10 protein-coding genes are annotated in these 10702 nt (G+C 68.9%); 3 read left to right on the top strand and 7 right to left on the bottom strand.

The window, feature by feature from the left end; genetic code table 11:
* Positions 1-69: 69 nt before the first annotated feature.
* From CMO28_RS10390 to CMO28_RS10360, 7 genes are all read right to left on the bottom strand, one after another.
* Positions 70-225, bottom strand: coding sequence for a hypothetical protein (locus CMO28_RS10390; protein ID WP_296713161.1), 156 nt, complete (start codon positions 223-225; stop codon positions 70-72).
* A gap of 277 nt (positions 226-502) precedes the next feature.
* Complete coding sequence (locus CMO28_RS10385) at positions 503-1792, bottom strand: TRAP transporter large permease (RefSeq protein WP_296713160.1); 1290 nt, start codon at positions 1790-1792, stop codon at positions 503-505.
* Positions 1793-1804: 12 nt separating this feature from the next.
* On the bottom strand, positions 1805-2407 hold the full coding sequence (locus CMO28_RS10380) for a TRAP transporter small permease subunit (protein ID WP_296713159.1): 603 nt from the start codon (positions 2405-2407) through the stop codon (positions 1805-1807).
* Between the two features lie 108 nt (positions 2408-2515).
* Positions 2516-3553 carry a TRAP transporter substrate-binding protein DctP gene (gene dctP, locus CMO28_RS10375; RefSeq protein WP_296713157.1) on the bottom strand — a complete coding sequence of 346 codons (1038 nt, stop codon included), beginning with the start codon at positions 3551-3553 and terminating at the stop codon, positions 2516-2518.
* Positions 3554-3645: 92 nt separating this feature from the next.
* Positions 3646-5823, bottom strand: coding sequence for an acetate--CoA ligase family protein (locus CMO28_RS10370; protein ID WP_296713156.1), 2178 nt, complete (start codon positions 5821-5823; stop codon positions 3646-3648).
* Positions 5824-6096: 273 nt separating this feature from the next.
* On the bottom strand, positions 6097-7128 hold the full coding sequence (locus CMO28_RS10365; protein WP_296713154.1) for an acyl-CoA dehydrogenase family protein: 1032 nt from the start codon (positions 7126-7128) through the stop codon (positions 6097-6099).
* Positions 7125-8279, bottom strand: coding sequence for an acyl-CoA dehydrogenase family protein (locus CMO28_RS10360; RefSeq protein WP_296713152.1), 1155 nt, complete (start codon positions 8277-8279; stop codon positions 7125-7127). The genes CMO28_RS10365 and CMO28_RS10360 overlap by 4 nt, the downstream gene beginning before the upstream one ends.
* A gap of 285 nt (positions 8280-8564) precedes the next feature.
* On the opposite strand from CMO28_RS10360, the gene CMO28_RS10355 reads away from it, so the two are divergent.
* Genes CMO28_RS10355 through CMO28_RS10345 form a run of 3 tightly spaced genes read left to right on the top strand, consistent with a single transcriptional unit; the run spans position 8565 to position 10383 of the window.
* Positions 8565-9341 carry an IclR family transcriptional regulator gene (locus tag CMO28_RS10355; RefSeq protein WP_296713151.1) on the top strand — a complete coding sequence of 259 codons (777 nt, stop codon included), beginning with the start codon at positions 8565-8567 and terminating at the stop codon, positions 9339-9341.
* Between the two features lie 48 nt (positions 9342-9389).
* Positions 9390-10187 carry a crotonase/enoyl-CoA hydratase family protein gene (locus CMO28_RS10350; RefSeq protein WP_062770074.1) on the top strand — a complete coding sequence of 266 codons (798 nt, stop codon included), beginning with the start codon at positions 9390-9392 and terminating at the stop codon, positions 10185-10187.
* A gap of 7 nt (positions 10188-10194) precedes the next feature.
* Complete coding sequence (locus CMO28_RS10345; RefSeq protein WP_296713144.1) at positions 10195-10383, top strand: hypothetical protein; 189 nt, start codon at positions 10195-10197, stop codon at positions 10381-10383.
* Positions 10384-10702 lie beyond the last annotated feature (319 nt).

Below are 10702 nucleotides of genomic sequence, written 5' to 3'. Positions count from 1 at the left end.
GCCGGGCGGCCGGCCGCGGCGGGCATGGACGGCATGGCGTTTCCGTCCCGCCCTCCAACCCCTCTCCCGTCACCCCCGCGAAGGCAGGTGGATCCCCGCCTGCGCGGGGATGACGGTGGTGGGGGCAGGGGCCGCCACGGTGCCGCCGGGGTGTGACGTCAGCAGGGCGGCGGCGCCAGGGTGATCGGGGGCCGGGCGGCCGGCCGCGGCGGGCATGGACGGCATGGCGTTTCCGTCCCGCCCTCCAACCCTTCTCCCGTCATCCCCGCGAAGGCAGGTCGATCCCGCCTGCGCGGGGATGACGGTGGTGGGGGCAGGGGCCGCCGCGGTGCCGCCGGGGTGTGACGTCAGCAGGGCGGCGGCGCCAGGGTGATCGGGGACCGGGCGGCCGACCGCGGCGGACATGGACGGCACGGCGTTTCCGTCCCGCCCTCCAACCCCTCTCCCGTCATCCCCGCGAAGGCGGGGATCCACCTTTCTTTCGGGGCCCCCACATCCCCGCTCAATACGCCACCAGCCCCGGCAGATACAGGCTCAGCTCCGGCAGCGCGATCAGCAGCCCCAGCACGATCACCTCGCCCACCAGGAAGGGCATCACCCCCTTGAAGCCCACCTCCACTTTGGTATTCGCGGCCGCAGATGCCACGAAGACATTCATGCCCAGCGGTGGCGTCACCAGCCCGATTTCGGCGGTCTTGGTGATGATGATGCCGAACCAGATCGGGTCGTAGCCCAGCGACATCACCAGCGGGAAGGTCAGCGGCAGGGTCAGGATGATGATCGCCAGCTGGTCGATGAAGAAGCCGAGCAGCAGATAGATGCCGATGATCACCAGCAGAATGCCCCAGGGCGGCAGCGGCAGGGTGCCGACCCAGTCGATCAGGTTCTGGGGGGCGCGGGTGGCGGCCAGGAAATAGCCGAAGATCATCGCGCCGATGATGATCGCGAAGATCATGGCGGTGGAGCGCAGCGTGTGGCGCAGCGCCACGCCGAATTCCTTCCGCCCCAGACCGCCCCAGCCGAGCCCGATGACCAGTGCCCCGGCCGCCCCCACGGCAGCCGCCTCGGTCGCGGTGATCGCGCCCGAATAGATCCCGCCCAGCACCAGGCAGACCAGGATCGCCGCCGGCCAGACCGGCAGGATGGAGGCCATGCGCGCCTGCCGGCTGGCCTTGGGCGCCGCCGGCGCAATCTCGGGCCGGCGCTTCACCCAGACCAGGATGACGGTGGCATAGGCGATGGCGGTGAGGACGCCGGGGATGACGCCGGCGATGAACAGGCTGCCGATCGAGGTTTCGGTCAGCACGCCATACATGATCAGCCCCATCGAGGGCGGGATCATGATCGACAGCGTGCCCGCCACCGCGACCGTGCCGACCGCCAGCCGGTCGTCATAGCCGTATTTGCGCATCTCAGGCACCGAGATCCGCGCCATCGCCGCCGCGGCCGCGGTGCTGGAGCCGGCGAGCGCCGCGAAACCGGTGGAGGCGACCACGGCGGCGAGTGCCAGCCCGCCGCGGACATGGCCGATCCACAGGAAGCACATCCGGTAGAGATTGGCCACGATCGACGACCGGGCCAGCAGCTCCGCCATCAGGATGAACAGCGGGATGGTCGAGAGCAGGAAATTGGCGGCGGTGCGATAGGGCGTGGTCTGCAGCACGCCGAGCGTCGGGATCCAGCCGATCGCCATCGCGGCACCGACCGCGCCGGTCACACCCAGCGCATAGGCGATGGGCATGCCGATACAGATCAGCACCACCAGCGCCATCATGGGGAGGGCGACTTCCATCGGGGCGTCTCCTCAATTCGTCCGGGGCAGGTGGTCGCCTGCAGGCAGTGTCGGTCCGGCATCTGCCGGTGCCTGGGGCATCGCCTCGTCGGCCGGCGCGTCATGGGGCAACACCGGCATGCGCCCGTCCACCACATGCGGCACCAGCATCGCCCCGCGCAGCGCCAGGCGCAGCGCCAGCACCGCCGAGCCGATCGCCACCAGCGCCCAGCTGGGTGCCGTCGGCAGCGGCATGGCGCCGCCCGTCCAGCGATTGGCCTTGAAATTCATCCAGGCGGTGTCGCCGGCCTTCCAGGCGATGGCGCCGAACAGCAGGGCGGCCGCGATCATGTAGATCACGTCCAGGCCGAGCCGCAGCCGCACCGGCATCAGGTTCAGCAGGATGTCGACCCGGACATGGCCGTCGACCCGTTCGGTGCCGGCCAGGCCGAAGAAGACCACGGCCATCATCAGATAGAATTCGGTGATCTCGTAAGCCGCCGTCACCGGCGAGGCGAACAGATAGCGGCCGCCGGCATCTGCCACCGTCAGCACCATCATCAGGATAAGCGCCGCCATCGCGGCGCCGTCGAGCAGGGTTTCCAGATGGCTGACCGCGCGGTCGATCAGTCTCATGGGGCGCGTCTCCTTCCCGGGGCGGGCCGGTTGCGAAGGGGGAATGCAGCAATGCCGGCAGGTCCCGAAGGGGGCCTGCCGGTGCGGCGAAAGGGCCGGTGCCGGCCCTCAGCGGCTGGTCATCAGCTCTTCCCATTCGTGGAAGACGCGGGTTGCGGGCAGGCCGCGGCCGTCATAATCCTTCACCCAGGCGGCCTGAACCGGCTTCAGCTTGCCGGCCCAGACCGGCACGCCCGAGGCCGGGATGGCATAGACCTCGCCACCCCGCTTTTTCAGGTCGGCCGCGAAGGTCTCGGCGCGCTCGACATAGAGCTTCTGGATGTAGTCATCCATCTCCTTGCCGGTCCTGATCAGCAGGTCCTGGAGATCCTTGGGCAGCTTCTGCCAGACGTTCTCGTTGATCACATAGAGCGTCGGGAACAGGCCGAAATTCAGGTTGCTGGTCGAATAGCGCAGCTGTTCTTCCAGCTTGTAGCCGCCGGCGGTCGGGATGTTGAACAGCGAGCCGTCGACCGTGCCGCGCTGAAGCGCGGGATACAGGTCCGGCGCCGGGATGGCGACCGCGATGGCGCCCAGCGCCTCGACACTGCGTTCCTGAATGCCGCCCGACGAGCGCAGCTTCACGCCCTTCAGCTGGTCGGGCGTCAGGATCTTGGTCTTGGTGGTCATCAGCTGATAGGCGTGGGTGACAGAGGCCTGGATCACCCGCACGCCCTGGGGCACGTACTCCACCTCGTTCAGCGTGCCGAGGGCGAGTTCGGAATAGGCGGCACCCTGTTCGCGCGGGTCCGATTTGTTGCCGACCAGCGGGATGGCCGAGACCGTCGACAGCGGCAGGCGGTCGGAGACGTAAAGCGGCGCTGCGTACGAGATGTCCGAGATGCCGTTGATCGCGGCATCCAGAAGATCGGATGATTTCGCAAGCTGTTCAGCGGGATAGATCTCGAACTTCAGACGGCCGTTCGACTGTTCGTCGACCAGCTTGCCCCAGTATTCCATCGCGATCGCGCCGGTGTGGCGGGTCGGGTAGGAATGGGCGACGCGCAGCGTGATCGGATCCTCTGCGGCAGCAGGGCCGGTGGTCAGGGCGACGGCCGCTGCGACGAAGGTGGCGGCGCCGGCAAGCCGGCGGGTCCAGGATGACATGGGTTTTCTTCCTCCCAGTGCCGGCGGACCTCTTCTTCGTGGAGGCCTGCCCGGCGTTGTCGTTGGCGTGGTGGGGTGTGCCGCTGCCGGGGTCACTCCCCGGCGGCGGCAAGTGGTTGGGGTGTTTCTGCGGCGGCGGGGGCGAGGCGCGCCAGGGCATCCACCGCCACCACCCCGTCCGGGCGCACGAAAATCGGGTTCACGTCGATTTCCCGCACCCGGTCGGCGGTGGCGAGCGCCAGATCCGACAGCCGCACCACCAGATCGGCCAGGGCCTCGATATCGGCCCGCGGCCGGCCGCGGGCGCCTTCCAGCAGGGCCACGGATTTCAGCCGGCCGATCATGCGCAGCGCCTCCGCCCGGTCGACCGGGGCGGGGGAGACCGCGACATCCTTCAGGATCTCGACGAAGATGCCGCCGGCCCCCACCATCACCAGCGGCCCGAAATCGGGGTCGACGGTAACGCCGGCGATCATCTCGATCCCCGGTGCGGCCATGCGCTGGACCAGCACGCCGTGGATGTCGATGCCGGGCAGGGCGGCCGCGACCGGGCCGGTCAGCCGGGCATAACCATCCCTTATCGCAGCCTCGCCCTCGATATTCAGCAGCACGGCGCCGGCATCGGTCTTGTGCGGCAGCTGCGGCGACATCAGCTTCAGCGCCACCCTGCCGCCAAGCCGGGCGGCCGCGGCCACGGCCGCATCGGCGCTGGTCGCCAGCTCTTCCTCGGTCACCGGAATCCCGGCGGTGGCGAGCAGGCGCTTGGCCTGAACCTCGGTCAGCATGCAGGCGCCCGCCGGCAGCCCGGCCAGTGCCGCCCTGCCGTCGGGGGCGGCGGCGGGGCCGGGATCGGCGCGGCCCTGCCGCTCCAGCGCCTCGCGATAGCGCACCAGATGGGCCAGGGCTGCGGCACAGCCGGTCAGCGTGGTGAAGATGGTGGTGCCGAGCCCGGCCATCAGGGTCGCCACCTCGGGGGCGGGCGGGGTGTAGGAATAGAACACCACCGGCTTGCCCGCCTTGGCGATCGCCGCCTTCAGCGCTTCGGGCGAGAAGGCCTCCACCGCCCCAACGCTGCCCAGCGGCGCCACGATCACCACCGCATCGGCCTCGGTGCTGTCCGCCAGGGCCTCGATCACCGTATCGAAGGCGGAAAGCCCCTGGGCGGTGATGTCGACCGGGTTCTGGGTTGCGCCATAGCTCGGGATCAGCGGCCGGATCCGCGCCTGCAGCTCGTCCGACAGCAGCGGCACGGAGAGGCCGGCCTGTTCGATCGCATCCGCCATCCACGAACCCGACCCGCCCGACGAGGTGACGATCGCCACCCGCCGGCCGCGCGGCAGGCTGCCCACCGAAAAGGCGGCGGCGATGTCGATCATCTCGTCCTGATCGTCGGCGCGGATCACGCCATAGCGATCGAAGATCGCATCATAGGCGGCATCCGATCCGGTGAGGCTGGCGGTATGAGAGGCGGCGGCACGCTGGGCCGCCGGCGAGCGGCCGACCTTGGCCATGATCACCGGCTTGCCGAGCCGGGCGGCTTTCCGTGCCACCGGAATGAGTTTGTCACCGTTCTTCACCCCTTCGATGAACATCATCAGCTGTGCGACCCGGGGGTCGTCGAGCAGGGCATCGGCGAAGTCCAGCGCCTCCAGATCGGCCTCGTTGCCGGTGGCGACGACATGGGTGAAGGGCAGGCTGCGGCGCACGCCGCGATTATAGAGCGCGAAGCCCAGCCCGCCGCTCTGGGCGACCACGGCGACGCCCTGATCGGGCACCGGCGCATCGACCGGCGCGATCTCGGCCGCCGGGCTGAAGGTGGCGGCGATGCGGTCCAGGATGTTGTAGAAGCCCATGGCATTGGGGCCGATGATGCGCAGGCCCGTGCGGCGCGACAGCGCCACCATCTGCGCCTGAACCTCGGCCATCTCGCCGCCCTCTTCGGCGAAGCCCGACGAGAAGATCACCGCCGCGCCCACCTTCGCCGCGGCGCAGTCTTCCAGCACGCCCAGAACCAGATTGGCCGGCACGGCGACCAGTGCCAGATCCACCCCGCCCGGCACGTCACCCACCCGCGGATAGGCTTTCAGGCCCTGAACCTCGGCCCGGCTGGGGGTCACGGGAAACACCTCGCCGGTATAGCCCCGCTTCAACAGCAGGTGCAGCACCCGGCCACGAATGCGCACGATATCGTCGGAGGCACCAACCACCGCAATCCGCCCCGGGGAGAGCAGGCGGGCGATATCGGCGCTTTGGGAAGTTGTGGTGGTCATATCGGACGGATCACCATCTTGGGGGAGGGTTGGTCTGGAGAGGCGAGCCGGCGACAGATCGTCACGCGGCCGTGAAGGTGGATCCCCGCCTGCGCGGGGATGACGGGATTTCTTTTTCAGGGAAGCGGGCGACACCCGTTCTCCCGCCTGCCACCACGCCTGAACAGGAACGGTCGATGGCCCCTGTTCAAGAAAGAGGAAACCGTCATCCCCGCGCAGGCGGGGATCCACCTTCGTATCGGCGTGAAGGCTGGTGCCTGGTTCGCTGTGTCTTCAAAGCCCCGTCAACATCGGCCAAAGCGCATCCCCGCCCCGGCCTGCGATGTCGCGGCCCAGCCGTTCCTGCCAGGTCGCCTCGTTGCCGAACTCGTCGCGCCAGCTCCACAGCCGGCGGGTCTGATAGTGCAGCGGGTGTTCGCGGGTGAAGCCCATCGCACCCATGATCTGGTGGGCGAGGGCGGACCCTTCGGTCGCCGCCTGGCCGGTGCGTGATTTGGCGAGCGCCGCACGCAAGGGCGAGCTGCTGCCGTCTTCGGCAAAGCCGATCCCGGCCGCGGCACTCGCCGCCGCGGTTTCGGCCGCCAGCACCGCCAGCATGTGCTGCACCGCCTGGAACTTGCCGATCGGGCGCCCGAACTGCTCGCGTTCGCCCGCATAGGTCAGCACCTGGGCGAGCGCGCCCGAGAGGGCGCCGGCGATCTGGACCGCCCGGAAGGCCGCCCCCATCGCCATCACCTGGTCGGCCGCATCCTCGACCGCCGCCGAGGCGACCGGTTCCTCGCCTGCGAAGACCAGGTCGTCGCGCGCCTCGCCCGCCAGGTTGATGTCGGCAGAGACCGCCGTCGGCCGGGCCGCCACGACGATATGTTCCGCGCCGCGCCCGTCGCGGGCGGCGAACACCACCTGCGACAGATGGCGGCCAAAGGGCACCCGGCGGAGCGTGCCGGTCAGCTGCCCGCCGTCCAGAGACATGCCCCCGGCATCGGCGACCCCCATCCCCGTCAGCCCTTCCGCGGCCTCGGCCAGCCCTGCCGCTTTCAGCAGGCGGCGTGCGGCCATCACCTCGGCCAGCGGCACCGGCAGGGCGTGGCGGGCGACATGGCGCACCAGGGCCTGCATCTCGGTCGGGCCGGTCATGTCGTCGTCGATGGTGTCGGCATCGGTGATGCCTGCGGTCTCCATCGCCTGCCACAACCGTTCGGGGAAAGCTCCGCCGTCGGCACCCTCGCGCATATCGCGGGTCGCCTCCACCGCGACCAGCCGGTCGACGGTGCGCAGCATCATGTCCAGGATATCGTCGCTCATCTGAGGCCCAGCCCCCTTGCGATCATGCCTCTCAGGATCTCGCGGGTGCCGCCGCGGATGGTGAAGGCCGGTGCGGCCACGACGGTATGGCCCAGCAGGGCGGCCAGGTCGGCATCCTCGCGGTCGATCCGGGGTTCCAGCGCCAGCAGCCGCCGCGCGACTTCGGGGATCGACTGTTCGAAGGCGGTGCCCAGATCCTTGACCAGCGCCGCCTCGGTCGCTGGGCGCAGATCGCGGTCCAGCATGCCGGCGATGGAGGTGGACATCCGGCGCAGCGTCGCCAGTTCCGCAACCTTGCGGCCGATTTCGACCGCGGCCATGCGGTCGGGCTGCGGGCCCGACCCGTCGATGATCTCCAGCAGCAGCTGCACGGTGCTGAGAAACCGGTCGGGGCCCGAGCGTTCAAAGGCCAGCTCGCCGGTGACCATGGTCCAGCCGCTGCCTTCCTCGCCGATCATCATGTCGTCGGGGGCGAAGACGCCGTCGAACACCACCTCGTTGAAATCGTGCCCGCCATAAAGGTTGTAGATCGGCCGCACCTCGATGCCCTCTGCATCCAAAGGTACGATGAACTGGCTAAGACCCGCGTGTCGGTTGCTGTCGCTGCGCGCCGCGGTGCGGGCCAGCACGATCAGGTAATGGGCGCGGTGGGCGTTGCTGGTCCAGATCTTGCGGCCGGTGATCCGCCAGCCGCCATCGACCTGCACCGCCCGGGTGCGGGCGGCGGCCAGGTCCGACCCCGAATCCGGCTCGGACATGCCGATGCCGAAGAAGCAGGTGCCGGCGCAGATCTTCGGCAGGATCTCGCGTTTCGCGCGGTCGCTGCCGTGGTGGAGGATCTGGTGGCCGCTCTGGCGGTCGGCCACCCAATGGGCGCCCACCGGCGCGCCGCCGGCCAGCATTTCTTCCGTCATCACATAGCGTTCCAGGGCCGACCGGCCCCGCCCGCCATAGCTCTCGGGCCAGGTCATGCCGATGAAGCCGCGGCGGCCGCATTCGGCGCTGAAGGCCGGGTCGAAGCTCGACCAGGAATGGCGTCTGGGCGTGTAGAGGCCGGTGTCGCGTGCCTCCGTCAGGAAGGCGCGGACCTCGGCCCTGATGGCTTCGGCGGCCGGCGGCATGGCCGTCGGCGCGAAGGTGAATTCCTGCATCTCGGCTCTCTCCGGGGGATGCGCACGGCGAAAGCGCGCGGCCGGGAGGCGCCGCCGGCTGGCAGGCATACCTCCGCCTTCATGCCGCCTGGGGGAAACCGCGCGGCATCAAGGGTCTGGCCAATGGGCTCTCGTGCTTGTTCTGCCCGGCAATGACAGCCCGAAACGCCGGTGTCTGTGTAGGTAAAAATTCGTTTGTGCAGTGCGATTTCATATATGAGTTTTGACAACGCGGCACGTCACCGGTAGGGTGCGAGAGAACAAGATCCTTCGGGAGCCCCCCTCATGAGCCGCGACGTGGTCAAATCGGCGGCACGTGTCATTCACGTGCTGGAGTATTTCGACGACGTCCGGCGGGCGGCGTCGGTGTCGGAAATCGCCGAGCATCACGACTGGCCGATCTCCAGCACCTCGGTGCTGATGCGGTCGCTGGTCACGCTCGGCTATCTCGATTACGAGGCCGGCACCCGCACCTACATGCCCACCACCCGCGTCGCCCTGCTCGGCAACTGGATCCAGGCCAACCTGTTCAAGGACGGCCAGTTGATGCATCTGATGGAGTGGTTGAGCGAGAAGACCGGCGAGACCGTGGTGCTCGCCGCGCGCAACGGCCTGGGTGTCCATTACATTCAGGTGATCCAGGCCACCAACACCATGCGCATGTCGGTGCGCCTCGGCACCGTCCGGCCGCTCTGCTGGTCGGGCTCGGGCTGGATGCTGCTCTCCACGCTCGACGACGACACCATCCGCAAGCTCGCCCAGCGCCACAATGCCGATGTGGCCCCCGTGGCCTCGCCCGAATCCGGCGCCCTGTCGCTGCCGGGCAAGCGGGTCGACATCGCCGAGCTGATGGAGGTGATTGCCGATGTCCGGGCCAAAGGCTATGCCTTCTCGGCCAACCAGGTCACCGCCAATGGCGGGCTGATCGCCATGCTGCTGCCCACGCTTCCCGGCGACAAGCCGCTGGTCATCGGCCTTGCCGGCCTGACCAGCGTGCTCGACGCCAATCTCGACCGTTTCGTCGCCCTGCTGCGCGAGGGGATCGCGCTTCATATCGGCTGAGCCCCCCACCACACCGCCTCCCCAAATAACCCGGAAGGAAACGCCCAGATGTCCGAAGCCGTGCTCTACGACGAAGTCGACGGCGTCGTCACCCTCACCCTCAACGAGCCCGAGACCCGCAACGCCATTTCGCCGGCGATCGTCGATGCGCTGGTCGGCCATGTCGAGCGGATCAACACCGACATGTCGGTGCGCTGCGTGATCGTGACCGGCGCCGGCGACGGTTTCTCCTCGGGCGGCAACGTCAAGCAGATGCGCGACCGCGAGGGCATGTTCGGCAACGAGCCGGTGCAGATCCGCCGCGGCTACTGGTACGGCATCCAGCGCATCCCGATGGCGATGTATTCGCTGGAAGTCCCGGCCATCGCGGCGGTCAACGGTGCGGCGGTCGGCGCCGGCTGCGATCTCAGCCTGATGTGCGACATCCGCCTTGCCAACACCAAGGCGGTCTTCGCCGAAAGCTTCATGCGTGTGGGCCTGGTCTCGGGCGATGGCGGGGCCTGGTTCCTGCCGCGCGTCGTGGGCTATTCCCGCGCCGCCGAGATGACCTTCACCGGCGATTTCGTGAAGGCGGAAGAGGCCGAGCGCATCGGCCTGGTCTCCCGCATCGTCCCCGACGACCAGCTGATGGACGAGGCCCGCAAACTTGCCCGCCGCATCGCCGCCAACCCGCCGCACAGCCTGCGTCTGAACAAGCGCCTGCTCCGCGACAGCCAGGGCGTGCCGCTGCCCACCGCCCTCGAAATGGCCTCCTGCATGCAGGCCCTGGTCCAGAGCACCGAAGACCAGCACGAGGCGGTCAGCGCCTTCCTCGACAAGCGCGCGCCGGAATTCAAGGGTCGGTGAGGGGCCGATGACGACCGATGGAGAGGGGGCGGCGCGGGCACTCGAACGGCTCCGCGCCGCCTGGCGGGAAGGCATCAAGAGCGGCGATGCCGGCGAGACCGACTTCGATGCCCTGCGCCGGAAGGCCCGGGCGCGGTTCCTGGCCACGCGCGAGACCGACGGCCGCGAAGGTGGATCCCCGCCTCCGCGGGGATGACGGTCGTGGGTGTGGGGCGAACATGGCGGGGCCCGCACCTGACATGGGCGGACGACGGCGGCGGGGGTGGGCGAACCCGGCAGCGACAGCGCCGGACACGAGCAGTGCGGAGCAGCACCATAGGCCCTGAATGGTATACGCCCAAGCATGCGGCCCCCCTGTCCGACCCTCCCTTGGCCGACCTCTGCACACCCCCTATACCGTCATCCCCGCCTCTACATCGTCATCCCCGCGAAAGGCAACTGTCAGCCCTCACGCCGGACGGGTGGGCGGGGCCCATGGAATCTCTTTTGCAATCATGATGTTAATCGTGATCGCG

It is taken from the genome of Tistrella sp. (assembly GCF_002684955.1).
Classification (GTDB): domain Bacteria; phylum Pseudomonadota; class Alphaproteobacteria; order Tistrellales; family Tistrellaceae; genus Tistrella; species Tistrella mobilis.
Note: the sequence above shows the minus strand (reverse complement) of the source record. Positions and strands in the feature narration are given on the sequence as shown.

Bases quoted from the DNA above. Each gene is read 5' to 3' on its own strand.
- CMO28_RS10385 (WP_296713160.1), bottom strand. From the start codon at position 1,792: ATGGAAGTCGCCCTCCCCATGATGGCGCTGGTGGTGCTGATCTGTATC.
- CMO28_RS10370 (WP_296713156.1), bottom strand. From the start codon at position 5,823: ATGACCACCACAACTTCCCAAAGCGCCGATATCGCCCGCCTGCTCTCC.
- CMO28_RS10390 (WP_296713161.1), bottom strand. From the start codon at position 225: ATGCCGTCCATGCCCGCCGCGGCCGGCCGCCCGGCCCCCGATCACCCT.
- CMO28_RS10360 (WP_296713152.1), bottom strand. From the start codon at position 8,279: ATGCAGGAATTCACCTTCGCGCCGACGGCCATGCCGCCGGCCGCCGAA.
- dctP (WP_296713157.1), bottom strand. From the start codon at position 3,553: ATGTCATCCTGGACCCGCCGGCTTGCCGGCGCCGCCACCTTCGTCGCA.
- CMO28_RS10355 (WP_296713151.1), top strand. From the start codon at position 8,565: ATGAGCCGCGACGTGGTCAAATCGGCGGCACGTGTCATTCACGTGCTG.
- CMO28_RS10365 (WP_296713154.1), bottom strand. From the start codon at position 7,128: ATGAGCGACGATATCCTGGACATGATGCTGCGCACCGTCGACCGGCTG.
- CMO28_RS10345 (WP_296713144.1), top strand. From the start codon at position 10,195: ATGACGACCGATGGAGAGGGGGCGGCGCGGGCACTCGAACGGCTCCGC.
- CMO28_RS10380 (WP_296713159.1), bottom strand. From the start codon at position 2,407: ATGAGACTGATCGACCGCGCGGTCAGCCATCTGGAAACCCTGCTCGAC.
- CMO28_RS10350 (WP_062770074.1), top strand. From the start codon at position 9,390: ATGTCCGAAGCCGTGCTCTACGACGAAGTCGACGGCGTCGTCACCCTC.